The organism is Thermococcus radiotolerans, assembly GCF_002214565.1.
Classification (GTDB): Archaea; Methanobacteriota_B; Thermococci; order Thermococcales; family Thermococcaceae; genus Thermococcus; species Thermococcus radiotolerans.
Genome location: NZ_CP015106.1, coordinates 1665260 through 1691264 on the forward strand (window position 1 = coordinate 1665260; position 26005 = coordinate 1691264).

Consider the following 26005-nt stretch of genomic DNA (forward strand, 5'->3'; position numbering starts at 1 on the left):
TGGAGTTGGAATATTTAACGCTTGTCGCCTACCTCTCCAAGAAGCGCCTTTCTATGTCCCTAGCTATTGAAACAAACGCTATCGCCAGGAGTGCGAGAGCTACTCCCACAGGCAGAATGTGCCACCACGATACCCTGTAGGCGGTGTTCTCCCTTATGCTCTGGCTCATCAGTGTTCCCCAATTGAAGCCCGGAACGACGTTGAAAAAGCCGAGAAGTGTTATCAGAGCTATTATTCCTGGGACGGCGAGGGCAAGCTGATAGAGGGAGTAGGGAACGAGAACTTTTGAGATATGTTTCCGGAGAATCCACAGTGCGTTTCCACCAACGACCTTGGCTGATTCAACGTATTCCTTTCTCAGCTCCTCTTCCACCATCGAGCGGACGTTCCTTGAGACCTCACCCACACTCAAAACGCCGAGTATTATGGCCAGTAGCAGGGGATCGGTGAATATAGCGTAGGTGTTGTCTTCTATGTCGGAGGCTATTATTATCAGCCCTATCGCCGCCGGAAGAAGTGGTATGACCGTTATTATCTGGGATACCAGGTCAAAAAGGACTCCAAGCTTGCTTGAGATAACGCTCAGGGTTCCAAATACCAGTGCCAGTCCAATAGCAACGAATGCTCCGACGACCGAGATTACTATTGTTTCTCTCATACCCCAGAGAAAGCCTGCCCAGAGGTCCCTTCCAACGTTGTCCGTCCCCATGACTCCGTAACTCTTTCCAAGGATGTACACCTTGGGCATCTTCGAGCTTCCGGATTTTGGGGTGACCACTATTGCGTACGTTCCCTTTAATGTATCGGGGTTTGTTATGCAGTCCTCCTTGGGCTTTGAGAACACAGCATTTAGTGCGTTTTTAAAGATGATGTCTCCGGCGTTTATATCGGGACTGCACTTCTCGTGGGCTATTTCTATCAGCGCCCCTGATTTTCCCAGATTGAGTTCGTTGGGTATTGGACTGTCCCAGAGGACGTATTCTTCTCCGTCGGGGGAGACTATGGAAACCCTGTACGTTTCGAACGAATCCGTCATGACGATTATGTCCTGGGGAGCGGTGTCGTAGTGGAAGTTATAGGGAAATACATACGAACCGTTTTCCGCTCGTCCGTGAAGCCACTCCGTCTTGGGGAGTCCGGTAAGCCTCCCGAACCATTCGGGGGGCACATTTTTAGGATTGAGGCGCCAGTAGAGGGTGTTGTCCCAGTTGTAGATATCATCGGGATTAACCAAGGTCGGAGCAACAATCGACATCAATACGAGCGTGATTACTATGATGGCCGAGAGGAGGACGCTCCTTTCACGCAACATTCTGCCTCACCCTCGGGTCCAGTCTTAAATACAGAATTTCCATCACCGATGAGTTTACGAAGTACAGGAACGCCATGACCAGAGCGACAAAAAACAGTAGCTCCCCCTTGAAGACAAATGTGAAATCAACAATGTGAATCTTTCTTAAAGGATCCCACACGTAGTCGTACTGCCTTCCAGCGGACGTTGCAAAGACGTAGCCTATTCCGTTGACATTGAAGAGCTTTTCAACGGCCATTCCGTTTATCAGCAGGTTCAGGAAGTTATAGCTTGTGAAGGTCAAGAACGAGGGTAGAACCGTTCTCAGGAGCTTTTTCATTATTTTTCTGTCTGGCAGCCCCTTCAACACGTCCGCAAAGAAATGCTCTTCATGCATTTCCTTCTTTACGAGCGTTCTCACGTTGAAAGCGTAGATTACGACGTTGGCAAACGTTAGCGTGAGGACCGGAATCAGCAGGGCGTTGAGGTAAGTTCTGATTCCCAACTCGTCGTTGAGCCTCGCCCTGGCTATGTACGTCATGTAGTCTATCGTGGCTAAATTCGTTCTCCACCAAACAGTCCAGATAAGGACTATTGCCCAGAACCAGCCCGGAATCGCTGAGAACACCGGGGCAAGGGTGGTCAGGATTCTGTCCGATCGTTTTCCGTTGTATCCCGCCTTAAGCCCCCAGTAGAGGCCGAGGACGAACACGAGCGCCATTGTGAGAGCGAGTACAACCATCGTCGTGAGGATGGCCCCCTCGGGGCTTATTTTGTAGACCTCTATAAACTGCTTCCTGGACTCTCCTTCCTTGAACAGGGAGAGGGAATACTTGAAATACTCCGCAGTTTTGTTGAGGCCCTCCTTAAGTGTGAATGGCCTTGTCTGGATGAACGTGTGCCTGCTCCTCCACTCCCATACCCTGTGCTCTGCTCCGGCAATTATCATCCCGGTTATGATGATGGCAAGAAAAAGCACACCGATGTTACGAGCTATGTATTTAACAGCCCGTGACATTATATCACCTGAGAAGATACACAGGTTCGAGATTTAAACTTTTCGCATGCATGGCGTAATAAGTTGCCTGAAGATTAACTTAATCTTCCCTTTCCCTCTTCATCGCCGGTGCCACATCCCGAGCGACGCGCCTCGCGCTGAAGAGCGTCAGCGGGTCCATCGTCCGATACACCGCCAGCTGGCAGCCGCTTATGCGAACGTCTATGTGCTCCTTTGCCTCTATGGCCGCCTTCAGGTACTCCCTCACGCTCTCCGCCCTCTCGAAGTCGAGGCCAGCCTTTTTCAGCCGTTCCACGTTGAGTTCATGAATCGTGAGCGGCTGGAGCATCATTTCGTCTATTCCGAGGGAGGCGGCAAGCTCCGCTATCTTTGGTATGTCATCGTCATTGATGCCGGGCATGAATATCGTCCTTACAACCGAGCGGACGCTCTCATCTCTGCCCACTATCCTGAGGGCGTTGACGACGGCATCGAAGGTGTCCGCGTTGGTTATCATCAAATGCTTCTCCCTGCTCGCCGCGTCGAGGCTTATCATGACCAGGTCGAAGTCGAGCTTCTCCCACAGCTCCTCCGTCAGCAGTGAGCCGTTGGTCTGAAGGTCGAGTCTCGCCTTTGGAAACCTCTCCCTAAGCATTTTGTTCACTTCGACTATACGGGGGCTTATCAGCGGCTCGCCGTACTGAGAAACGGTTATCGCGTATGGATCATCCCAGCCGTAGTAGCCGGGCTTCGGAGCCTTCCCGAGTTTTACCGCAACGTTCGAGTAGCAGAAGATGCAGTCGTGGTTGCAGGCGGGGGTAAGTTCATAGCTCGGGTGGTGAACGGGATTTGGGTTGCTTAAATCAAGTCCCTGGCAGCCCTGACAGTGGGTGGGGAACTTCAAATCCATGACGAACTTCTTCAGGAGTCTGGCCTCCCTGTTCTCAAGAATCTGGGGCTCGACACCCATGCTTCTCGCAAACTCCTCCCAGCTCATCTTCCTCATTCTCTCACCGGCCGAAGCGGAGAAAAGGGGTTTAAAAAGCTCACTGGTCAGAGCAGTCCCCTCAGCTGGAAGCCGTCGAAGACCGGCCCGTCCCTGCAGACGAGGTACTTTCCGAGGTTGCAGGAGCCGCAGACGCCGATTCCGCACTTCATGTAGCGCTCGGCCGATACCTGGACGTTTTCGTAGTCCATGACCCCGAGGACGGCTCTCAGCATCGGCTCCGGGCCGCAGGCATAGACCCGGTCAAACTCTTCCTTCCTCTCGGCGAGAACCTCCGTCGGGAAGCCCTTTCTCCCCGCGGAGCCGTCGTCGGTGGTGATTACTACTTCGTCCACGTAGTTCTCGATGTCCATCAGCGCCAGCTCTTCCAGGTTTCTCGCGCCATAGATGAGGGTTATCCTTTTGAACTCACCCCGATGCTGCCTCGCGAAGGCGTAGAGCGGGGGAATTCCTATGCCGCCGCCCACGAGGGCTATCCTAGCTCCCGCAGGTTCGAAGCCCCTGCCGTATGGCCCGCGGATCCAGAGGTAATCTCCCTCTCCCAGCTCGAAGAGCCTGCTCGTGAAAGGTCCAACGCGCTTGACGACTATCAAATCGTTCCAGGCCAGGCTGAAGGGCTTCTCACCAACACCCGGGAGCCATGCCATTATGAACTGTCCCGCATTGAATTCGAGTTTTTTGTCGAAGCGAAAGGCTTTGACATCCTTAGCGACGTCCCAGACTTCTCTAATGCTCACCCTCTGCAGCATTTATCCTAACCCCCTGGGGCTTTCCGAAGATTTCATCGTCCTCCATAACGATTTCTCCATGGAGAATCGTCATTACGACCTTCCCCCTCAGTCTTCTGCCCTCCCACGGGCTCCATTTTGCCTTCGTGTAGAACTCCTCCGGCTTAACCACCCACTCTTCCTTGAGGTTCACCACCGTAAAGTCGGCATCTTTGCCAACTTCGAGACCCTTGTTGCGCATTCCAAATATCCTAATAGGATTATTGTGCATCTTCTCCACGATATCCGAAAGCTCCAGCATGCCCCTGTTAACCGCATCGAGGAGAAGGGCCACCTCAGTCTCCAATCCGGGAATTCCCGCTGCGCCGGATTCCTTATCCTCTGGCGTGTGGGGCGCGTGGTCGCTGGCTATGAGCGGAATCTTGGAGAAGTTCCTCCAGAGCGCCCTTCTGTGTTCCTCGTCCCTCAAAGGAGGATAAACCTTGAGGAGCGGGTTCCTCTCGTAGTCCTTCCTGCCAAGGAAGAGATGGTGCGGGGTTACCTCAAAGCTTACCCATGGGAGGTTCGCGGTCAGTATTGCATCTATTCCACCGGCGGTGGAGACATGGCAGATGTTAAGGGGCTTTCTGAATTTCTCGACGGCTTTCAGGGCGCGTTTTATGGCGGTTATCTCGGCCTCTGGCGGTCTTTCAGGTTTTTTCTGGATTATTCCCGCGTCTTCGGCATGAACGCTTACAACCCCTGGGACACAGCGATAGTCGCCCTCAAAATCCTCCGAGAAGAGACCTCCCGTCGAAGCACCCATGAAAATCTTGTAGAAATCCGCGTTCACCCTCTCGGCCTCTGTGCAGTTGTCTCTGACGAGAAAGCTCAGGGCGTAGTCCGAGTACGCTTTCCCCTTAAACAGCTCCCCCCTTCTCTGGAAAGTCCCGAAGTCGATTATGGGCGGATCTGTGTTGGGCATATCGAAAACCGTCGTTATCCCGCCGTGTATCGCCGCCATGGTTCCAGTTTTCACTGTTTCCTTTCTCTTCTGCTTAAAATCCCTCAGATGGACATGAACGTCTATGAGTCCCGGAAGGATGAGGTTTCCACGGCCGATTTTAATCTTTTCCTCTCCCTTCAATTCGCCGAGAGATATTCGAGAAATTTTCCCGGCAAGAATACCTACGCTTCCTTCTATCACTTTCCCATCCTTTAATAGCTTCCCTTTCAGGACAAGGTCGTACATAGCGCCCGCACTGGAATGGATGCTAGCCCATTTTAAGTTTTTTGATCATCTCAACTTTTGTCATTATGACAAAAAGCCTGCTAACGATTTTTGGGGCTTTCCCCAACTGTTTACTATCTTTGTATCGCCCTATCTGCCATATGTGCGGGGAGTTGAGTCTTCGCATTGTTTTTAACAACGCAATGCTGTAATTAACATGTCAAATGCTTCTACGTGGGTAATCATGGATTGTGGTGGCTCTGTTAAGCGCACTACTTTTACAAGAACGTAACCCTTAAATAGGCTTTCAATGTATATCTTCATGCCATTATACACCATATGTGGCAACATTGCCAAAAAGTGAAGGAGGCAGTGGAGTATGAAGAAGGCTTTGGGATTGTTTATTATGGGTTTGATGTTGTTTAGTTTGTTTGCTATCCACCCAGTTAGTGCAGCAGACTACACTCCGAAGGACATTCCGCTGAATAGCGACGAGGCCACGGCCCGTTTCAAGGCCGACCTCCAGTGGTACCTCAAGTACGGCCACTTCGTCATCAGCAACGGTCCGTACATGCTCGTCATGTACTCCCCGGAGAACCTCTACCTCAAGCTTGAGAAGTACACCGGCCCGAGGAAGATATTCACCGACACCCTTCCGAAGGACGGTCACTCAGACATTATCGAGTACCAGGGTGTCCAGAACCCTGAGAACGTAATTCTCCAGATCGCCAAGGGCGAGTACGACATGGGTATGTTCTCGTTCCCCGCTGGAAAGTACCAGGGTCTTGGTGAGGATGTTCTTGCCAACCTCGACCTGTACAAGAGCGCCAGCTCATACAACGAGCTGACTTTCAACACCTACCACGACCCGGACAAGGACGCTCCGCTCGTCACCGTCGGCGACAAGGTTTACTTCAACCCGTTCGCCATTAGAGAAGTCAGGTTCGCCATGAACTGGCTCGTCAGCAGGGACTACATCGTTCAGAACATCTACCAGGGAAGCGGTGCTCCAATGCTCGGATGCATAAGGCCCAGCCACCCGGCCGACAAGTACTTCGAGCCGGTCTACAAGGCCCTCGGCCTCAGCGGCGCCGGCAACGAGGAGATTGCCCTCAAGATAATCGGCAACGCCATGCAGGAGGCCGCCCAGCAGGTTGCCAAGTACGGGCACACCCTCGAGAAGAAGGAGGGAACCTGGTACTTCGACGGCGAGCCGGTTACCGTTAAGTTCATCATCCGTATCGAGGATGAGAGGCACGAGATTGGTCTCTACGTTGCAGACCTCCTTGAGAAGAAGGTTGGCTTCAAGGTTGACAGGCTCGAGTGGGACAGGCAGAAGGCCGGTCAGGTCGTCTTCGCCAAGCCGCCCAGCAACTACGAGTGGAACATCTACACCGGTGGATGGGGTACCAGCGGTATCCCGAGCGTCTGGATTGACGACTACACCGCTTGGTTCTACGCCGCCTGGTACGGATACGTTCCTGGCGCCGTTGATCCGAAGCACATAAACACCGTCACCGTTGAGGACGCCCTCAAGTACCTGGGCGACGGTGACGTTGACGCCGGTCTCGCCAAGATTGGTGCCGAGTACTACAAGAGCGGCGACAGCCTCGGCCCGATGCTCAAGTGGACCGAGGAGGAGCTCACCTTCCTCTTGACCTACTTCACCACCGCGGGCGCCAAGGGCACCCCATACATCCACGACGACCTCATACCTGACGAGCCGATCAAGATAACCACCAAGGAGCAGTACTGGGACCTCCAGAAGATAAGCATGCTCATAGGCATCCTCGAGAGCGAGAGGATCTTCATGATCGAGACCTGGGAGTTCTACCCGGCCAACAAGCAGAGGGTCGTTAAGATCACCCCGGAGGCAAGCACCGGTATCGGCCAGCGCTGGAGTGTCATGACGGCCGAGACTCCGGACAAGCACCTTAAGATCGCCCAGTTTGCCTCAACCGGTGCCATGTTCATGAGCGCCTTCAACGAGGTCGGTGGTTTGAGCGACGTCTACAGCGTCCGCGTCTGGAACCTCATCAGGGACTACGGTGCCACCACCAACTTCGACGGTATCGTAACCCCGTACAGGTGCAAGTGGGAGCTCGAGCGCGGCCACTTCACCGTTCCGGACGATGCGGTCATCTACAACCAGACCCAGGGATGGATCGCCGCCAACGCTGGTAAGGAGGCCGTCGTCAAGGTCAAGGTCACCTGCGACTTCGGCGAGTGGCACAACGGCGTTAAGGGCAACATCGACGACCTCAAGTACTACATCGCGTTCCTCTACACCTGGGCCTACCAGGACGGCCCCGACGACCCGTACTACGACAGCTCACTCGGTGGAACCGCTGGATCACTTTCCAACATCCTCGGATGGCAGTGGACCGATGACGGCTACGTCGTTTACGGTACCTACGAGCACCCGCTCGCCGACGACATGACCGCTGGCTTCTACGTGTTCTACCCGCACCACCCATGGGAGCTCTACTGGGCCATGGGCGAGCTCGTCGCCAACGCCAAGGAGTACGGCATTGACAAGACCTACTCCTTCAGCAGCGGTGCCGAGGGAGTCCTCTGGCTCGACCTCCTCACCAAAGAGCACGTCGACGACCTCGCCAAGGTCATGCTGAAGATCTCAGGCCTTACCTGGGACGACATAACCAAGACCACGACCACCCAGCCGCCCACCACGACCACCACGACCGGTGGCGAGACCACCACGACCACTGAGACTCCGGGCGGCGGAGGCAACACGACCACCTACGTCGTCGTCGGCCTGGTGATAATCATCATCGCTGCGGCCGCTTGGTACTTCACCAAGAAGAAGTGAAGTAGTTTCGTTCTTTCCCCTCTTTTTTGAAATTTTACCCATGTTTCTGACGGTTCTTTCCAAGCTTCATAGTGCACTTCTATGAAAATGTGCACATCTATGCAGTAAGATATATAAAGCCAGTTTTACAATGCTGAAAAAGATACATTAAACACGAGCAACCTACGTGGGGGTGGAAAAATGGGGTATCTAAAGTACCTGGTGTTTAGGATCCTGAACGCCATTCTCGTTCTACTGATAGTGACGTTTATTATCTCGGCACTCTTCGTCAAGGTTGCCGAGGAAAGCAACAGGTCCAAGATGTACGAAGAACTGATGATGTGGGAAAGAACCGAAGGTGCTAAAATCAAGCAGAGCCAGGGATTGGAGGCCTTTGAACAGGCTAAGGCCGCAAAGCAGGCGTCCCTTGAAGAGAAGTACGAGCTGAACATCCCCTACTGGCAGAAGGTCTATAATAAGGCCCTACGCACGTTGAAGCTGGATTTTGGAACGACGAGCATGCCAATCTTCGGAACCAACAACGTCTCTGACATCATCAAGGTCGCCGTTCCCAGGAGCATCCTGCTCTTCACGACCGCGACCATAATAGTTATCATACTGGGTATATTCCTCGGAGTCAGGGCCGCCAGGCACGCCGGCAGTGTCTTCGACAGGGGTCTCTCCATCTTCGCACTGCTCACCTACAGTCTGCCGATGTGGTGGACAGGAATGATGTTCCTCCTGATATTCGCATTCAAGCTCGGCTGGTTCCCGCTCAGCTCGATGTTTGACCCGCAGCTCACCGGTTGGGAGCACGTTAAGGACGTTATCTGGAAGCTCGCCCTTCCGGTCTTCACCTACGTCTTCGTCGTCTTCGGTGGCTGGGCTTGGACGACCAGGAACATCATGATCGGTACCCTCCAGGAGGACTTCATTATGGCCGCCAAGGCCAAGGGTGTCCCCGAGCACAAGATCATCTACGGCCACGCCCTCCGTGCCGCTGCCCCGCCGATAGTCACCATGATCATCTTCGCCCTCCTCGGTTCGCTCGGAGGTGCCATCATCAGTGAGCTCGTCTTCAACTACCCGGGAATGGGCAGGCTCTACTGGGTCGCCCTCCAGCAGAACGAGACCAACCTCCTCATAGGACTGACGTACTTCTTCACAGTGCTCTACCTTGCGGGAGTTGTCCTAGCGGACATGGTCTACGGATTCCTCGACCCGCGTGTCAAGGTCGGTGCTTCCGCCAAGATGTGAGGTGATTCACGATGAGATGGGTCGACGTCAAAGAAGGATTTAAGGAATTCCTTGAAGAGTTTAAGAGGGAGAAGACCGGCATAGCCGGTGTCGTTCTCCTCATCATCCTTGTCTTGGTTGCACTCACGGCTCCATACACCACCATGCCCGACCTCCCCGAGAAGTGGAGGAGCTCCGCCTACTGGGAGGACAACCCCAAGAACGTTCCTCCCGAGTGGTACAACATGTTCACCTCCCAGAAGCTCGTTCCACAGCAGGTTTACTACGCCAACAATCTCAAAATCAGCCACCCGAGCGATACCGTGACCATGATTGAGGCCGATTATCAGTTCCCAGATGGGTACTACCTCGGACCCCAGGGAATAATCATAAGGGGCCTGAACGTCACGCTGAACGCTCCATCTCAGGCACCAACCATGGACATATACCTCCTGAGGCCAGACGGAAAGACCATTCCGCTCCTCACCAACAAGCAGCTCAGCTCTAGCACCACCATCTCCATCGGTAGGGACAGCACCATCTCGGCCAATGTGTACATCTGGCTCGTGAACGTCACCGAGGGCAGGGAGATAACCATGTTCGAGGTTCCCCTCGAGACGATACTCATCAGCGACATGGTTGCTCCGATGTTCGCCAAGGTCGAGCCGGGAATGAACGTGAGCGACATAATAGGCAACCCACAGCCGCTCAACGGCCAGTACAAGCTCATACTCAAGATCAACAACCCCGCTCCCAAGTACAACCAGGTCGTCTACGACAACCTCAAGGTCACCTTCCTTGGAAGGAGCTATGGAACCATGGGTACCGACTACCTCGGCAGGGATCTCTGGGCCGGAATCATCTGGGGTAGCAGGGTCTCCCTCGTCATCGGTATACTCGTTTCAGTCCTCAGCACCGTCATAGGCCTCATCTACGGAGTCACCAGTGCCTACCTCGGAGGAAACGCCGACGAGTTCATGATGCGTATCAACGAGATATTCGCCTCAATACCGAGCCTGCCGATACTTATCCTCATAGGAGCCACACTCGGTCACGTAACCCTGATGTTCATAGTGCTGCTGTTGGTCATCTTCGGATGGATGGGAATAGCGAGGATTGCGAGAAGTATGGCACTCCAGATCAAGGAGCAGACGTACATCGAGGCCGCCAGGGCCCTTGGCGCCGGCAACGGAAGGATCATATTTAAGCACATCCTTCCGCAGCTGCTGCCGTACGCCTTCGCGGTTATAGCCCTCAGCGTTCCGGGTGCGGTTATCGCCGAGGCTTCCCTGAGCTTCCTCGGTATCGGTGACCCGAGCGCGGTAACGTGGGGACAGATACTCAACGCGGCACAGGCGCAGTCGGCAACAACCAAGGGTTACTGGTGGTGGGTCCTCCCGCCCGGGCTCGGTATCGCTGTCGTCGGCCTTACCTTCGTCCTCATCGGTACGGCCCTCGATAAGATACTCAACCCAAGGCTCAGGAGGCTGTGAGGTGGTATAAATGGCTAAGAATGTACTCGAAGTTAAGGACCTCAAGATGTATTACTTCACCAGCAAGGGTGTCGTCAAGGCCGTCGACAACCTCACCTTCAACCTCAAGAAGGGTGAAGTGCTTGGACTTGCCGGTGAGAGCGGATGCGGCAAGTCCTCCCTTGGTTTTACCCTTATGGGAATGCCAACCCCACCCGGCAAGATAGTCAGTGGAAGCGTGAAGATCGACGGAAGGGAGATAGTCGGCCTTCCCGAGGACGTCCTCAGGAAGGAGATTCGCTGGCAGAAGATATCCATGATATTCCAGGGTGCAATGAACGCCCTCAACCCGGTCTACACCGTCGGCTACCAGATGACCGAGCCGCTCATGCTCCACAAGGGAATGAGCAAGGAGGAGGCCCTTGACAGGGCCCAGAAATACCTCGAGCTCGTCGGTCTTGACCCCGAGATCGTCTACCGCTACCCGCACGAGCTCTCAGGTGGTATGAAGCAGCGTGTCATCATCGCAACCGCCCTCCTGCTTGAGCCTGAGGTCGTCATCGCGGACGAGCCGACAACGGCACTCGACGTCGTCGTTCAGGCGCAGATCATCAACCTCATGAAGAAGCTGAAGAAGGAGCTCGGCCTCTCGATGATATTCATCACCCACGACCTCAGCATCCTCGCCGAGATCAGCGACAGGGTCGCGATAATGTACGCCGGTAAGATAGTCGAGATAGGTGACAGCGAGAAGGTCTACTATGAACCGGCCCATCCCTACACCCAGAAGCTCCTCGCGGCAATACCGAGGCTCCACGAGGACGTTGAGAAGCTGGAGTTCATCCCTGGACAGCCGCCCAACCTCATCACGCCGCCGAAGGGATGCCGCTTCCACCCGAGGTGCCCCTACGCAATGCAGGTTTGTAAGGAGCAGGAACCCGAGCTGAAGGAAGTTGATAAGGACCACTATGCCGCATGCTGGCTGCTGTGAGGTGTGAGAAATGACCGAGCCGGTACTTAAAGTTGAGAACCTTAAGAAGTACTTCCCGATCAAGAGGGGATTCATAGACACGATCAAGGGTGCCCCGCAGAAGAAGGTCCACGCGGTGGACGGCATCAGCTTTGAGATATACAAGCAGCAGGTCTTCGCACTCGTCGGTGAGAGCGGTTGTGGTAAGTCCACCACCGGAAAGCTGATCGTCAAGCTCCTCGAGCCCACTGATGGCAGGATATACCTCGAGGGCAAGGACGTCACTGACATCAAGACCAAGGATGAGATCCTTGATTACAGAAGAAAGGTTCAGATAATCTTCCAGGACCCGTTCAGCTCGATGAATCCGAGGTTCAGGATATTCGACATCCTTGAGGAGCCGCTCCTCATACACGGCATAGGTGAAACCAAGGCCGAACGTGAGGAGCTCATCTACAAGGCCCTTGAGATGGTCAAGATAACCCCGCCGGAGGACTACGTCGGCAGGTTCCCGCACATGCTCTCTGGTGGTCAGAGACAGCGTGTCGCTATAGCCAGGGCCCTCATCCTCAACCCGACCTTCATCGTCGCCGACGAGCCGGTCTCGATGCTCGACGTTTCAATCCGTGCCGAGATCCTCGAGCTGATGAAGGAGCTCAAGGAGAAGATGGGCGTCACCTACCTCTACATCACCCACGACATGTCAACAGCGAGGTACTTCGCCGACTGGATGGCGGTCATGTACCTCGGAAGGATAGTCGAGATGGGGCCGGTCGAGAAGGTCATCGACAATCCGCTTCACCCGTACACCAGGGCACTGCTCGCGGCCGTTCCAGAGCCGAAGCCTGAGCGCAGGAACATCATCAAGGAGCTGCCGATCAGGGGTGAGGTGCCCAACGCCGTTGACATCCCGCCGGGATGCCGCTTCCACCCGAGGTGCATCTACGCCCAGAAGGGACTCTGCGACACCAAGCACCCGCAGCTCGTCGAGTACGAGCACAACCACTGGGCCGAGTGCCACCTCGTTGGCAAGTACTGACCCCTTCTTTTCTTTCTCTAGGTGATGCCGATGGGAACGCTCAGGGACGCTATGGGATATCCTCTTCTGAGGGCCGGACTGATAATGCTCATCCTTGCCCTGCTCATATCCATCGCGGGTTTCTACCGCGTTGATAAGTCCTACTCCGCGAGCGGGACCCTCGGGGAGGGCATGCACTACCTGGGGGACGACAAATTCGAGAGTGAGTACCTGTACCACAACAGAACCCTCGTTCTCTATTCCTCCAACGCGAACCTCTCCCTCCTCCAGGGAACCGAGATGACCAACTACACGCTGGTGAACCGCGAGATAACGCTCCATCCAACGGAGAGACCGGTGATATATGTTTTTAACGGGAGCGTGAATTATACTTACAGTGCAACCGCCGTTGACTACCCCTACGCGGTCTACTCCCTCTTTGCCTTCGTGCTGATGCTGGTGGGGGTCGTCATGGCGTTCCTGGGGTACTCCCAGTTCCTGAGGGACGTGAAGGAGGGTAAGAAATGAGGGAGCTTGATTACGGCGCCGTCGTTGAGAGAATAAAGGAGTTCATCCGTGAGAAGGTCGAAGAGGCCGGTGTGGGTGGAGTCGTCGTTGGTGTAAGCGGGGGCATAGACAGCGCCACCGTCGCATACCTCGCCGCAGAGGCCCTTGGGAGGGAGAGAGTTCTCGGCCTGATAATGCCCTACTACGAGAACCGCGACCTCGACGACGCCAAGCTCGTCTGTGAGAGCCTGGGGATTGACTACAAGGTGGTCAACATAAAGCCCATCGTGGACGAGTTCGAGAGGGCCGTTGGAGGACTCGACACAAAGAGCAGGGGAAACGTCATGGCCAGGACGAGGATGGTCCTGCTGTACGCCCACGCCAACGCCATGAACCGCCTCGTCCTCGGAACCAGCAACAGGAGCGAGGTTCTCACTGGATACTTCACGAAATGGGGCGACGGTGCCAGCGACTACGCTCCGCTCATAAACCTCTACAAGACCGAGGTCTGGGAGATAGCAAAGCTCCTCGGGGTTCCGGAGAGGATAATCGAAAAGAAGCCGTCGGCCGGCCTGTGGGAGGGGCAGACGGACGAGGACGAGCTCGGGATAAGCTACCGCCTCCTCGACGAGATACTCTGGCGTATGATCGACCTCGGAAAGGAAAAGGCTGAAATAGCAAGGGAGCTTGGAATTGACATCGAAACCGTCGAATACGTCGAGAGACTTGTGAAGGGCAGCGAACACAAGAGGCGCCTCCCGGTTGGTCCCGTCTTCTGAGGTGAGTCCATGAAGCGAGGTTACATTTTCGTTTTTCTAGCCGCTTCCATGTGGGGGACGCTGGGCATATTCGCCAAGTACCTCGACGGCTTCGGGCTGACCCCCTTCACCATGGTGTTCTACCGCGTTTTCTTCGCCATAGTTCTGCTGGCGGCCTACCTTCGCCTCAGGGGCATAGGGTTCTCCCTCGAGCGCTCCCGCCTTAGGTTCTACGCCCTCTACGGCTTCTTCAGCATCTTCCTCTTCTACACGCTGTACTTCTACACGGTAACGATATCGTCGGTGTCCTTCGCCGTTCTGCTCCTCTACACCGCCCCGGTGTATTCGATAATCCTGGGCAGACTTGTGTTCAACGAGCCCCTGATGAGGGAGAAAATCGCCGCCCTAGCGATGGTTATGCTGGGCGTTCTCCTAGTGAACTGGGGGGACATGCAGTTCTCCACCAAGGCACTGATATTTGGACTGCTGACCGGCCTGACCTACGCGCTCTACGGCGTTCTTGCGAAGTTCGCCGTCAGAGACGATGAGCCGGAGAAGGTACTCTTCTACACGCTCCTCTTCGGCATGCTGTACCTCCTGCCCTTCACGGACTTCTCGGTGCCCTCGGGCGCGGTTCCGTATCTCTTTGCCCTGGCGTTCTTTCCGACGTTCCTTGGATACGTACTCTACAACCATGCGCTGAGGGAGATTGAGGTCAGCAGGGCCAGCATAGTCGCCACGATTGAACCGGTGGTTGCGATAACACTGGCGTTCCTGCTCTTCGGTGAGACCCTCACCCTCGAACAGCTAATCGGGGCTGCCCTCATAATAGGCGGCTCGACGTTGGTGCACCTGAGGGAGAAAGAAAAGCCCGAGGAAACGGTCCTCGAGGAGGTGCTCGAAGAGATCCACTAGACGTGGAAGTACCTTTCCAGCTCCCACTCGGTTACCTTCTTTGTTCCCTCCGGGAGACCCTTGGCGCCGAGGTACTCTAGGTATCCCTCCCACTCGCGTTCCTTGTAAGCCATGAAGTTCCTGTACGCCCCGCCCAGGGCTTTCCTGACAACTTTATCTTCCTTCAGCCACTCCAGGGCCTCTCCGAGGCTTTTGGGGAGCGTGTCTATGCCGAGGCTCTCACGCCTGGAGTCGTCCATCTCGTAGACGTTCTCCTCCACGTAGGCTTCGGGTTCGATTTTCCTTTTTATACCGTCCAGCCCGGCCATCAGTATCGCGGCAAAGGCCAGGTAGGGGTTTGCGCTTGGGTCCGGGCAGCGGTACTCTATCCTGGCACCGTTGCCCCAGAACGCCGGAACCCTTATCAGTGTGCTCCTGTTCCTGTATCCCCAGCTTATGTACACCGGGGCCTCGTAGCCTGGAACGAGGCGCTTGTAGCTGTTCACCGTCGGGTTCGTTACCGCCGTCAGGGCTTTTGCATGGGCGAGTACACCCCCGAGGAAGTGGAGCGCCGTTTCGCTGAGTCCATCGTCGCCGATGAACGCGTTCTTCCCGTCCTTCCAGAGGCTTATGTGGAGGTGCATTCCGTTGCCGGGGAATCCGTAGAGGGGTTTGGGCATGAACGTGGCGTAGAGGCCGTGGGCCTCGGCGGTCGCCTTCACTATGTGCTTGAAGCTGATGATGTTGTCGGCCGCCTTGAGCGCCTCGTCATAGCGGAAGTCTATCTCGTGCTGGGCCTTCCCGACCTCGTGGTGGAGAACCTCCGGAACGAGCCCGAGGGCCGGCATGTGGAGCGCTATCTCCCTGCGTATACCCCTGGCTTTGTCGAGGGTCACCAGGTCGAAGTAGCCGCCGCTGTCGGGTATCTGAAGCTCCCAGGAGCCGTTCTTCCTGAAGAGGTAGAACTCGGGTTCTGGCCCTATGTACGCCTTGAATCCTGCCTTTTCAAGCTCTTCAAGGGTATCCCTGAGGACGCCCCTGGGGTCCGCGGGATAGGATTTATCTCCCTTGTATATGTATCCGTAGACCCTGGAGACGCCTTCCCATGGGACTTCGGCGTAGGTTGAGGGGTCCGCTTTGAAAATTAAATCGCTGTCCTCTATTCCCTCGAATCCCGGAATCGAGGAGCCATCGAAGGCTATGCCGCCCTCTATAGCTTCGTCGTATCTTCCTATGGGAACCTCCATGCCCTTCGGAACGCCGTTGATGTCCACGAAAATGAGCTGGATGAACATCATCCTCTTTGATTCAAGTCCGTGCCCCACGCCGGACATGCTCAAATCGTTCATCTTTATCACCTATTATTGCTTAAATGTTCAGCATTAACGCCATCTTATTGAACGATTAATCCAATAAAAGCCTTTTCACTGGATTTTTGTCATTATGACGACGGTGCGCTTGAATCCTCCCTCGATTGACAAGAAACTGTTATTTTATCTGCTCTTCCTGACGATTTTTAACAAATTAATGTTAAGCAAAGGTTTATTGGATTCGCGAGTAGGCACGAACATGCCGAAGGCAGAGGACATACTAAACAGGGAGATAGCCAGGGTGAACCTCCACCTTCCCGCCAGCAGGCCCACGCTGGGGGAGCTGCTCAACGAGGATGAGCCTAGGGTCAGACTGCGGGATGGGAGCTACCACTACTTCAAACGCTCCGAGCTGGAGTACCTTCTCTCCCTCCTCGATAGGGGCGAGGAGGAGCGTCTCAGGATACCGATAGTACTCGAGATAAGCACCCTCTACAGGGGGTACTTCAGGGTGAGGGGCCGTATTGAGGTTAAGGTTATGGACAAAATCCTCGGCACCTACGATATCCTGGAGGAGAAGGCGGAGGAGCTGTACCCCAGGTACCTCCTTCCGAAAATCAGAAAAGCCCTCCCGACGACAACGACCTACGCCTTCATAACGGAGTGATGGGTATGGACGAAGACCTCAAGGTTTTAAGGGACTACCTGGCCTTCACGGTTCCCCACGTCACGGTGCTTGCAGGAGCGCTCCTGGGGGTTCTCCTGATACTGGGGATTAACGTTAACACCGCCCTGGGAATATTCGCGATATTCTACGGCTTTATGCTCTTCGTGCTCGGTCTCGTCATAGGGCCCCACCTCTCCAGGCTCCTCTGGTACAGGCTCATGATGGCCGCCTTTGCCGGTTTGATGGTTGTGGGTGCCCTTATTCTGGTCTATGGAGAGTAGCCTTTATATGGGTGAAAACACAACTATTGGTGGTGGGAACGCATGAGAAAGACAGCGGTTGCGTTTATCCTTTTGATGCTGGTCATGGCGCTTCTCCCCCGGTCCTCGGCTCAGTTCGTCAGTTTCACGACGAACGATGAGATAACCCTGCTGCGCGGCGACTACAGCAGCGGGACGATAATGCTGACGAACGCCGGCGGCTTCAGCTTCAAGGTGGTCAGCTACCAGAAGTTCTGGGTCGAGGATGCGGACGGAAACAAGATTCCGGGCTTCAATCTAACTATCAAGCCAACGATATTCACCGACTGGACATCCCAGAAGACATACTCCGTGTCGTACAACATATCCTGCGTCTCCAACGTCTCCGGCGGAACCTACACCCTCTATCTGCGTTTTCTGGCGTACACCGCCGACAACTCGATGTACATAGTTCACGCCACGGTTCCGCTCCACATAATCGAGAGCGCCCTGAACTTCGGGGTTGCCGACGCCTACGTGAAGGAGAGGCCCGGCTCGTCCTACGCCCTCAACGGAGAAACCGTAGTGGTGTTCTCCCACGTCGACAACATCGGCCACTCGGACGTCACTGTTGAGGCCTCCGTTTCCCTGTCCTCGAACGGCAAGGTCTACTTCTTCGAGAACAGAACGCTGGCTATGAAGCCCGGGGACAACCTGGTACGTTTCGAGGTTCCCGTTGGCTACGACCTCCCGGAGGGAACGTACAGGCTGGAGTACCGCATCGGGTACGACGGCGGAAGCTACAGGTACTCCCGCGAAATCCCGGTTCGTTTCGGGGTTAAACTCGTTGGCCTCTCCCTCCAGTCGGACGTCGTGAAGCTCGGTGAAAAAAACAGGGCCTACCTCACCCTCCTGTCGGAGAGGACGGTTGGCCTCAACCTGACCGTGGAGACCTACAGGAACGGAAGCCTCGTCTCGAACACCACGACACCGGTTACCGTTAAGGGCGGCACGGACGTGATTGAGGCGGAACTTCCGACCAACGTATCAGGAAACCTGACCTCTGTCATAGAGCTGACCTTCGATGGGAGGGTCATTGGAAGCGGTAAGGTCTCCTACAAGGTGCAGGCCCCGCCGGTCATCCGCAACGTGACCTACGAGAGGGTCTCTGACGAGGAGGTCCTGTTTAAAATCACGATGGAGAACCCCAACTACGAGGAGGTTCAGGGCGAATTCGGATACAGAATCGTCGCCGATGGCAACGTCCTCTACAAGGATTCGCTCCAGAGCGTGCTGAAACCGGGAACCAACGAGGTCTCCCTGAAGTTCGAACTGCCCGTGGGGAAGGTCGTCGAGTACGAGTTTACCCTGAGCGCGATGGGCGAAACCAGCACGTCCAAGGGAGAGCTGTACCTGCAGCCCCCTGCGCCCCCAACGACAACCACTACCACCACGACCACCACCGCTTCGAACACCACGACGACAACCCCGTCGGGAGCCTCCGGAGGCCTGTGGATAGGCCTCGTCATCGTGGCCTTCCTCCTGCTCGTCGCCGGGGCTTTCTACTACACCCGCGAGGGCGGAAAATCCAAAAAACGCACCAGGCCCAAACCGAAGAGGCGCTCGCCCCTCGGAAGGTTCAGGAGGCCCAAGGAGCCCAAGTTCAAGGAGAACAAGGAACTCCCCAAGAAGAAGTGAATACCAAACTTTTTTATCCCTCCTTTTCTAACTCCCCTTCGGCGAGGGGGTCGGGGACTCTCGGGGCACTCCCGAGGAAGTTCCGCCCACCGCACCGGGGCCGCGGTGCCGCAAGGCACCTCCCGAGAGGGAGGGCAACGGCGCAGAAACGACACGTCCCGGCGGGCATGGGGATGAAAGCGGCGAAGGGCCCGGCGACGGTGCCCGAGCTAACCCGCAGACGACCCGTCGGGGACCGGTGAAACGGCCGTCCCGCGGGGTGCAAGGCCGAGGAAGGGGCGATGAGTTCCCGGTGGGAGCCCCGTGGTAGGCCGCTCAGTCGAATGTCCCCTTGAGACAGAAGGCGGGCTACGACCCCCTCGCCTTGATATCCAGCAGGGATGCAAGGAGTATCAGGGTCCCTCCAATCGCGGTTCTTATTCCCGGAACCTCCCCGAATATTAAAAAGGCGTAGACTATCGCGCTCATGGGGTCTAGGTAGCTCAGGAGTGCCGCCTCGTTGACCTCGACATCCTTGAGCCCGTCCATGTAGAGGAACAGCGCCAGAACTGTGTGAACCGCAACGAGAATGAAAATCGCCCACCAGGCAGGTTCTCCGGCGCCCGAGAGGGCCATAAACGGAGCGAGCACGAGCGATGCTATCGCGAGCTGGAGGAAAGTCAGCGTTTTGCCTTCGATTCCACGCAGGAACCTTCCGAGGTTCGGTATCAGGGCGTAGAAGAAGGCCGCCACCAGGGCGAGCAGAATCCCTATGAAGTCCCTGTCGCCCAGGTCAACGTTCTGGCCGCTCATGATCAGGATAAGCCCGGCGAAGGCAGTGCCTATAAGGAGCCAGCTCTTCAGGCTCAGTTTCTCCCCCAGGAACTTCCACGAGATAACCGTCGCTATTATCGGGGCCAGGTAGTAGACGAGAACCGCGTTGGCTATGGTGGTGTAGTTAAACGCCGTGAACAGGAAGACCCAGTTCAGGGCGAGGGAAACGCCCAGAGCCAAGAGGGGCTTCCACCTGGCCTTCAGGAGGGGGAGGAGTGATTGGAGCCATTCCCTCTTTCTCAGGAGGATGGCGAGGAGCAGGAGGGCGCCCAGAGACACTCTGAAGAAGGCGACCCCTAGGCCGGATAGGTTCGAGAAGCGTGCGAATATCCCCACGCTGCCCCATATCAGCATCGCCGTGGCTATCTTTATCCTTCCGTTCACAGTTCATCCCCGTGCTCTTCCAGCCACTCCCCGTAGGCTTCCCTGACCTCTTTCCTTCTGAATCTGGGAACCGCATCCTCGAATGGGTTGAACCGCTCAAGTTTTTTCTCGTCCGGGCCGATGTAGGTCGTTACGAGGCCGACTTTGGAATGGAGGCTCGATGGGAGGCGCAGGATTCTTTTAACATCAACAGTGACCCTTCCGTCAAAGTATGCCTTTGAGAACGTACTTGATGCATTGAGGAGTATCATGAGGCCACTTCTTTTTTCGCCCTTTCGTGGAGGTCTTTTAAGGGAGCCAGGAAAAGACACGTTGGGAGATTTCGCGTTTAGTACAAACTCCTTGTAGATCTTTTCTGTGTTCTCAAGGATGTCCTGAATCTGCTTTGGACTTAACCCAAAGTTCTCTAAGTGGTTTTTGTTAATTCTTTTTATGAAGTATCCAAACCTCAGCCGAAACACTCGGTGGTAGCCGGAGGAGAGCATTATCATATTACTTTCAATGTCCTTCTTGTAGTTTAACTCTTCTGCGGCACTGACGTAAGCCAGCACCTTCTCCCTGGCCTTTCCGTCAAGACCCAGTGCCCATTCATCCAGAACGCGGATGTGGTAGCCTCTCCCGGAGTATATCACGTGGACGTTCTCGAAGCCGAAGTCCTCCTTGAGAACCACCAGGGTGTCCCTCGCCAGTTCCTTTGCGTCCTCGAGGCATATCGGGCACACCTGGCCGTGCTCGTGAAGGTGGGAGCACCTCCTCAGCGGCAGGTCCTTCGCGTCTATGTCGAAGACGAGTTCGGCTCCCAGCCAGCCGCTCATGCCCTTGGGCTCCTCGTAGAGGGCGACGCTGGAGTATATCGCGTACGGGGCCGTTGCTCGTATGTAATCGCCCAGATCGCGAACATCAAGGAAGACGTTCTTTCTGTCGCTCGGTCCCTCTCCGGTGTGGTCGAAGCCGAACTCCCTGTTCTCCAAGGTTTCGACTATGAAGTCCGGGAGTTTCGCGGGGCTCCATTCCTTCGAGTAGTAGAGTTTCCGCTCCTTCAGCGTGGCCTCCCTGAACAGCTCAGCCATTCTCCTCACCGCCCTCGACGCTTTCCTTCTCGCCGGCTTTTCCTCTGTTTTCAAGGTAGAGACGTCTCAGATAGTACGTCAGCGGGTTCTTGATGTTCCTGCAGTGTCTGTCCGGCTTACAGAGCTGCGGGGCGTTTGCCCGTATCTTAGAGCAGTTTGGCGGGAAGTACCACGTGGAGTTTCCGCTGTCCTCGAGGGTTGGCTTGTCCGTCAGGCCGAAGCCGAGGTGATACCAGATGTTCTTGACCTCGTGGGGCTGGTCCTCGAAGAGTGGCGGGCTGCAGCGGTTGCCAGCCTCGATTATCACAGGAAGTATCTCCTTCTCAACGATGCTCAGGTCGCTCACGCAGTCCCTTATCCTGACGTCCCTCCTGGGGGGATTGGGGCACAGCCTCGCGTAGCTCAGGAAGCTCGTGAGGAGAACCGTTATAGCGTAGTTCCTCAGTCCGGATGGAACGCCCCCGAGGGCGATTTTAACGCACGGAGGGAAGAGGTCAAAGCGCAGCGGCTGAGCTTCTGCCGAGCCCATCCTTTCGAGCCTTTCCTTGAAGTGCTCCCTCGCGACCTCCCCGAGTCTCTCGTAGAGCCTGAGGTAGTACTCCGGAAGCTCGTCCCTCACCTCATAGAGCAGGTTCACCGCCCTTTCAAAGTTCCTCTCGAAGGACCTCTCCCACAGCCTCAGTCCCTGTTCCTCCGTGAGGTAGGCGTAGCCTCTCCTGATGTACACCTCCTTGAGGCTGCCGTCCCACAGCTCCAGAAGCTTTCCGAGGGGTATTTTGTACTTCAGCCTGAGCCTCTCCCTCTCCCCCGGTGGGAGTTCCTGGTGGTGGGTTCTCTCAAGTATCGTTCTGTCCCTGGTGGGTATCTCAGCTGTATCCACGCTCTCCAGGGCGATTGAGGTTCCCCTTATCCTCCCCGCCCGTCTAAGTCTCTCGGAGTATATCTTAGCGTTGCTCTCCTTTACGAGCTCCATCTCTATGCCGTAGGGTGAAAACGCAAGGGCTCCCAGAAGGGCGTAGAACGTCAGCAGGTCCTGAACGTCTCCAAGTCCGAGAATCTCCTCCGGAATCTCGCCCGATTTCACCCACGAGACCCTCTCTATGGCCTGGTCTATTCCCACGTAGGAGGGGATGATTGAGAGCAGTTCGCTTATTCCACCGAACTCCTCCTTGACGAGCCGCTTGGCTCTATCTCCGAAGGGATCAAGCATGGCTTCACCTCTCATCGATAGGTGGATGTTGGAGCATAAAACGGTTTCCGTGGTGGTTGTGGATTATACATTTCCCAACTACGGATTCTCCAAAAACCCTTAGGGCGGCCGTTTGTGGCGCTTGCAGCCCCAAATAGCGCGAACTTCCGAACAATCCCCGGGATATATCGATTTAAACGTGAGTGGCCACTTGCACCCCAAAAGTTTTATATCTCTTTGGTTCCAGATGTTATATTAGACAAAGGAGAGAGTTCGTAAAGATTTCACGGGTGATTTGGATGGTCATGAAATACACCGTCAAAAGAGTAAAAAGCGGTATCCCTGGTTTTGACGATTTAATCGAGGGTGGTTTTCCCGCGGGGACGACCGTCTTGGTTACAGGGCCAACTGGAAGCGGTAAGACTACTTTTGGAGTTCAGTTCGTCTACAAGGGTGCCGCTGAGCATAACGAACCCGGAGTCATAGTCACCCTTGAGGAGAGGGCGCAGGACCTTAGAAGGGAGATGCTTGCCTTCGGATGGGACCTTGAAAAGTACGAGAGGGAGAGGAAGATAGCCATAGTGGACGGCGTCAGCGCGGTTGTCGGGCTACCCTCCGAGGAGCAGTACGTTCTCGAGGGCAACCTCAACGCCGAGGACTTTCTCCGCTACATATACCGTGTCGTCAAGGCGATAAACGCCAAGAGGCTGGTGATAGACTCGATCCCCTCCATAGCCTTTAGACTCCAGGAGGAGGGCAAGATAAGGGAGGTTCTTCTCCAGCTCAACACGATACTCCTCGAGATGGGCGTCACCTCGATACTGACCACCGAGGCTCCCGACCCTAGCAGGGGTAGAATAAGCCGCTATGGAATGGAGGAGTACATAGCAAGGGGCGTCGTCCTCCTGGACTTCGTTGAGAAGGAGGTCGAACTGAAGCGCTACCTCCTCATCAGGAAGATGCGCGAGACCAAGCACTCCATGAAGAAGTACCCATTCGAGATCAACGAGGAAGGCATCGTCGTCTACCCGAGCGGCGAGGTCTACTGACCCTCTTCTTTTCCACCCCCACCGTTAATGGGGTAAGTTTTTAAGGTCCAATTCTTACTACCAAACATGGTGACAAATAAAAGACTGACAGTTGTTCTGTTGATTGGTTCGTTAGTGGTTCTGCTGGTCATGGCCCACATCGGCGCAACCACGGGAGGCTCCGACGAGTTCACCGGCGTCTGCGTGTACTCCTCGGGCTCCTTCTCGCTCCTGAGCGATGGACGGACCACGGTGGGAGTGTACGCATCCCTTCAGGAGGGTCGGGTTTACCGGGCCGTGGGGAGGATGTACAACACGACCTCTGGAGCAAGGCTCAGGGATGCCCGAATAGAGCCGGCCGAGCCGGACTTTCCCCTCTCCACCGTGGAGGGCGCCTACTGGCCGTCATCGGACCTTTACATATTGACGCCCGAGAGGGTGAGGCTGGCGGTCGCTCTCCCCGTGGAAAAGGGTCGAATCGTGAGGATCGAGGGCATCTGGTATCGAAACAGGTTCTATCCCCTCAGATACAGGGTTCTTGGGTTTCCGGGGAAGCCCAGAGAGAGCATGCCATGGGTCGTCGAGGGAACCGTGATTTACAACGGCTCAAGAACCGTGATCTGGAACGGAAGCGAGGAGGTTGTTCTCTACCTCCCCTACGGCACAAGCCTCGAAGTTGGGGAGCGCGTGAGGGTGGTGGGAATAGTCAGGTTCTACTCAAAGCTTTCCCTCATCGTTGATTCGCCCGATGATGTTGTCGTAACGGGCCGCGCGGAGCGGGTTCCGGTTTCAGAGGCGTCCATCGGGGACATCGCCGTCGGTAACTGCACCGTAATTGCAGCCGGTCGCTCCCTGAAGCTCGACTGCACAGGGTTGAGGCTCCACAACTTCCGGGCCAGGGTCGGTGACAGGATTCACTTTGAGGCCGTCAGGAGGAGGTCTTCACTCCACTGCCTGAAGTGCGAAGTCATCGAGCCCAGGGAAGGGCTGCCCAACGGGATATGCTCCTTCTCTGACGGGGCCTTTGCAAGGATAGCCGGATGGGTTGAATGGCTCAGGGTTTACAGGAACGGCTTTGGACTGGCGAACGTCACCAACGGCGACTGCTGGGTTCTCCTCAAACTCAGGAAGTCACTCAACGTCTCCCTCGAGGCTAACGAGCCAGTAACGGCCTACGGATTCTTCACCACCTACAGGAACATGCCCGCCTTTGAAGTTGCTTCGGGTGATGACCTTTGCTCCGGGAACTGCTGAGCGGAGTCCTCGCGGGAACCATTAGCGGTATCCTCCCCGGAATCCACGTGAACACCCTTGGAGCTTTTTTAGCGACCGCGGGGATAGGCGGGAACCTGCTGCTCTTCTCGATGGGTTTAACCCATACGTTCCTGGACGTCGTTCCGTCGGCTTTCCTCGGCGTTCCTGACGAGGGAACGGCCCTTGGAATCCTGCCGGCGCACAGGCTCGTTCTCCGCGGAAGGGCCATGGAGGTCGTTAGGATAGCGCTGTGGGCGAGCTTTCTGGCGGTTTTCATGACGATTCTCCTCTCCCCCGTCTATCCCGTGCTGGCGGGCGCTTACAATCCAAAAATTGGGAGGGCGGTCGTATGCTTTCTGGCCCTTCTCCTGATCCTCACCGAGAGGGGCCTGAAAAAGCTCCACGCGGCTCTGGTGTTCATTCTCTCCGGCCTTCTGGGAGTCCTAGCTTTCCGGCTCCCCCTGAGGCAGCCGTACTACCACCTATTCACGGGGCTCTTCGGTTTGCCTGTGCTCGTTATGGCGATCGTGAATGGGACCTGGAGCCTATCGGGAGGCGATGGAAAAATCAGAATGGACTTGAAACGCTTCATGGGCTTCTCCTTTCTGGGAACCCTCCTTGGGATGATGGCCTCGCTGATCCCAGCGTTCACCGCCTCTCAGGCGGCTCTGATTGGCTCTTTTCTCTCCAGGGACGAGCGCTCGTTTCTGACGGTCGTTTTTTCCGTCAACACCGCCAACTTCCTGTTTTCGTTCGTGAACTTCCTGGAAACCGGGAGGGTGAGAAACGGCATCGTGGCGCTCATGACCCCCGATGCCGTGGGATTCCTGCCGTACTACGCCCTGGCGGCCCTCTTCGTTTCCCTTCTGGTTCTGAGTTACGGCGAGCCGCTGGCGGCCATCATACTCAAGGCCCTGTCACGTGTGCCCTACAGGCTCCTGAACGGTACGGTTGTGGTTGCCCTCCTGCTTCTCTCCCTGTACTTCGACGGCCTCCTGGGACTCCTCGTCCTTACGGGGGGAGCCATGATAGGGCTTCTGGCAATGGCCCTCGGCGTCAAAAGAACGAACTGTATGGGGGTTCTCATGCTCCAAATAATAATCGGATAAGAAGAGGAATCAGGGAGATTTCTCCTTCAGAATCCTCTGGAGTTCGTTGTAGTCCGTTACTATTCTCTTGTCGTCCAGCGTAGTGAAGTACGCCTTCTTGACCCGAATCTTCTTCGTACTTACGTACTTCTTCTCGGGCGGATCGTAAGAACCGGGCTCGACGACCTCGTCTTCGATCGTGTACATGCCGAGGTCGGGTTGGCCGACGTATTTCCAGACTTCGTAGAAGACCTCCGGCTCAAGGTGGATTTCGCCGTCAATCTCTATCCAATCCGCCCCTATTTCCTCGAGAAACTCTTTCACTACCTCGAAGTGCATAGAATCACCGGCATAATATAGGACGCTAAG

24 protein-coding genes and 1 other RNA gene are annotated in these 26005 nt (G+C 55.5%); 15 read left to right on the top strand and 10 right to left on the bottom strand.

The features are described from left to right. Nucleotides 1-28 precede the first annotated feature (28 nt). The 5 genes from A3L10_RS09225 to A3L10_RS09245 form a co-directional block, all read right to left on the bottom strand. Nucleotides 29-1312, bottom strand: a complete 1284-nt coding sequence (locus tag A3L10_RS09225) for an ABC transporter permease (RefSeq protein ID WP_088867334.1) — start codon at nucleotides 1310-1312, stop codon at nucleotides 29-31. Further along, the gene (locus tag A3L10_RS09230; RefSeq protein ID WP_088867335.1) at nucleotides 1302-2309 is read right to left on the bottom strand and encodes an ABC transporter permease subunit; all 1008 of its coding nucleotides are present in this window, start codon (nucleotides 2307-2309) and stop codon (nucleotides 1302-1304) included. The genes A3L10_RS09225 and A3L10_RS09230 overlap by 11 nt, the downstream gene beginning before the upstream one ends. Before the next feature lie 79 nt (nucleotides 2310-2388). Next, nucleotides 2389-3294: a radical SAM protein gene (locus tag A3L10_RS09235; RefSeq protein ID WP_088867336.1), complete on the bottom strand. Its 906-nt coding sequence runs from the start codon at nucleotides 3292-3294 to the stop codon at nucleotides 2389-2391. Between the two features lie 47 nt (nucleotides 3295-3341). Further along, a complete protein-coding gene (locus A3L10_RS09240) occupies nucleotides 3342-4043 on the bottom strand; it encodes a dihydroorotate dehydrogenase electron transfer subunit (protein ID WP_088867337.1) in 702 nt (233 codons plus the stop codon). Further along, nucleotides 4021-5253 carry a dihydroorotase gene (locus A3L10_RS09245; protein WP_088867338.1) on the bottom strand — a complete coding sequence of 411 codons (1233 nt, stop codon included), beginning with the start codon at nucleotides 5251-5253 and terminating at the stop codon, nucleotides 4021-4023. The genes A3L10_RS09240 and A3L10_RS09245 overlap by 23 nt, the downstream gene beginning before the upstream one ends. Nucleotides 5254-5638: 385 nt before the next feature. Between A3L10_RS09245 and A3L10_RS09250 the strand changes: the two genes are divergently transcribed. The 8 genes from A3L10_RS09250 (at nucleotide 5639) to A3L10_RS09285 (ending at nucleotide 14917) form a co-directional block, all read left to right on the top strand. Next, nucleotides 5639-8062 (top strand): ABC transporter substrate-binding protein, encoded by a 2424-nt coding sequence (locus tag A3L10_RS09250; RefSeq protein WP_449353734.1) that lies wholly within the window; start codon nucleotides 5639-5641, stop codon nucleotides 8060-8062. 180 nt (nucleotides 8063-8242) lie between these two features. After that, a complete protein-coding gene (locus A3L10_RS09255) occupies nucleotides 8243-9298 on the top strand; it encodes an ABC transporter permease (protein ID WP_088867340.1) in 1056 nt (351 codons plus the stop codon). A gap of 11 nt (nucleotides 9299-9309) precedes the next feature. After that, on the top strand, nucleotides 9310-10770 hold the full coding sequence (locus A3L10_RS09260; protein ID WP_088867341.1) for an ABC transporter permease: 1461 nt from the start codon (nucleotides 9310-9312) through the stop codon (nucleotides 10768-10770). A gap of 10 nt (nucleotides 10771-10780) precedes the next feature. Continuing rightward, nucleotides 10781-11740: an ABC transporter ATP-binding protein gene (locus A3L10_RS09265; protein ID WP_088867342.1), complete on the top strand. Its 960-nt coding sequence runs from the start codon at nucleotides 10781-10783 to the stop codon at nucleotides 11738-11740. 10 nt (nucleotides 11741-11750) lie between these two features. Next, on the top strand, nucleotides 11751-12758 hold the full coding sequence (locus tag A3L10_RS09270) for an ABC transporter ATP-binding protein (protein WP_088867343.1): 1008 nt from the start codon (nucleotides 11751-11753) through the stop codon (nucleotides 12756-12758). A 24-nt stretch (nucleotides 12759-12782) separates the two neighbouring features. After that, on the top strand, nucleotides 12783-13265 hold the full coding sequence (locus A3L10_RS09275) for a hypothetical protein (RefSeq protein WP_232460975.1): 483 nt from the start codon (nucleotides 12783-12785) through the stop codon (nucleotides 13263-13265). Continuing rightward, on the top strand, nucleotides 13262-14023 hold the full coding sequence (locus A3L10_RS09280; protein ID WP_088867345.1) for an NAD+ synthase: 762 nt from the start codon (nucleotides 13262-13264) through the stop codon (nucleotides 14021-14023). The genes A3L10_RS09275 and A3L10_RS09280 overlap by 4 nt, the downstream gene beginning before the upstream one ends. A 9-nt stretch (nucleotides 14024-14032) precedes the next feature. Then, complete coding sequence (locus A3L10_RS09285) at nucleotides 14033-14917, top strand: EamA family transporter (RefSeq protein ID WP_088867346.1); 885 nt, start codon at nucleotides 14033-14035, stop codon at nucleotides 14915-14917. Here the strand turns inward: A3L10_RS09285 and glnA are convergent. Beyond that, the gene (gene glnA / locus A3L10_RS09290; protein WP_088867347.1) at nucleotides 14914-16245 is read right to left on the bottom strand and encodes a type I glutamate--ammonia ligase; all 1332 of its coding nucleotides are present in this window, start codon (nucleotides 16243-16245) and stop codon (nucleotides 14914-14916) included. The genes A3L10_RS09285 and glnA overlap by 4 nt on opposite strands. A gap of 220 nt (nucleotides 16246-16465) precedes the next feature. Between glnA and A3L10_RS09295 the strand changes: the two genes are divergently transcribed. The 4 genes from A3L10_RS09295 to rnpB all read left to right on the top strand — a co-directional run bounded on the left by A3L10_RS09295 (nucleotide 16466) and on the right by rnpB (nucleotide 19173). Then, nucleotides 16466-16873, top strand: a complete 408-nt coding sequence (locus tag A3L10_RS09295; RefSeq protein ID WP_088867348.1) for a DUF61 family protein — start codon at nucleotides 16466-16468, stop codon at nucleotides 16871-16873. Continuing rightward, complete coding sequence (locus tag A3L10_RS09300) at nucleotides 16873-17154, top strand: hypothetical protein (RefSeq protein ID WP_232460976.1); 282 nt, start codon at nucleotides 16873-16875, stop codon at nucleotides 17152-17154. Before A3L10_RS09295 ends, A3L10_RS09300 begins: the two co-directional genes overlap by 1 nt. A gap of 42 nt (nucleotides 17155-17196) precedes the next feature. Next, nucleotides 17197-18810: a COG1361 family protein gene (locus A3L10_RS09305; protein WP_088867350.1), complete on the top strand. Its 1614-nt coding sequence runs from the start codon at nucleotides 17197-17199 to the stop codon at nucleotides 18808-18810. A 41-nt stretch (nucleotides 18811-18851) separates the two neighbouring features. After that, nucleotides 18852-19173, top strand: an RNA gene (rnpB, locus tag A3L10_RS09310) — RNase P RNA component. Here rnpB and A3L10_RS09315 read toward each other — a convergent pair. Genes A3L10_RS09315 through priL form a run of 3 tightly spaced genes read right to left on the bottom strand, consistent with a single transcriptional unit; the run spans nucleotide 19159 to nucleotide 22287 of the window. Next, nucleotides 19159-20007: a DMT family transporter gene (locus tag A3L10_RS09315; protein ID WP_088867351.1), complete on the bottom strand. Its 849-nt coding sequence runs from the start codon at nucleotides 20005-20007 to the stop codon at nucleotides 19159-19161. The genes rnpB and A3L10_RS09315 overlap by 15 nt on opposite strands. Beyond that, entirely contained in the window at nucleotides 20004-21077 is a 1074-nt protein-coding gene (priS, locus tag A3L10_RS09320; protein ID WP_088867352.1) for a DNA primase catalytic subunit PriS, read from the bottom strand. Before priS ends, A3L10_RS09315 begins: the two co-directional genes overlap by 4 nt. Further along, nucleotides 21070-22287 (bottom strand): DNA primase large subunit PriL, encoded by a 1218-nt coding sequence (gene priL / locus A3L10_RS09325; protein ID WP_088867353.1) that lies wholly within the window; start codon nucleotides 22285-22287, stop codon nucleotides 21070-21072. The genes priS and priL overlap by 8 nt, the downstream gene beginning before the upstream one ends. Before the next feature lie 278 nt (nucleotides 22288-22565). On the opposite strand from priL, the gene A3L10_RS09330 reads away from it, so the two are divergent. The 3 genes from A3L10_RS09330 to A3L10_RS09340 all read left to right on the top strand — a co-directional run bounded on the left by A3L10_RS09330 (nucleotide 22566) and on the right by A3L10_RS09340 (nucleotide 25657). Next, nucleotides 22566-23315, top strand: a complete 750-nt coding sequence (locus A3L10_RS09330; RefSeq protein WP_088867354.1) for an ATPase domain-containing protein — start codon at nucleotides 22566-22568, stop codon at nucleotides 23313-23315. Between the two features lie 66 nt (nucleotides 23316-23381). After that, complete coding sequence (locus tag A3L10_RS09335; protein WP_088867355.1) at nucleotides 23382-24548, top strand: hypothetical protein; 1167 nt, start codon at nucleotides 23382-23384, stop codon at nucleotides 24546-24548. Beyond that, nucleotides 24530-25657: a tripartite tricarboxylate transporter permease gene (locus tag A3L10_RS09340; RefSeq protein ID WP_088867356.1), complete on the top strand. Its 1128-nt coding sequence runs from the start codon at nucleotides 24530-24532 to the stop codon at nucleotides 25655-25657. The genes A3L10_RS09335 and A3L10_RS09340 overlap by 19 nt, the downstream gene beginning before the upstream one ends. Nucleotides 25658-25666: 9 nt before the next feature. Here the strand turns inward: A3L10_RS09340 and A3L10_RS09345 are convergent, their stop codons facing one another. Continuing rightward, a complete protein-coding gene (locus A3L10_RS09345) occupies nucleotides 25667-25975 on the bottom strand; it encodes a DUF5748 family protein (RefSeq protein ID WP_088181461.1) in 309 nt (102 codons plus the stop codon). Nucleotides 25976-26005: the final 30 nt, after the last annotated feature.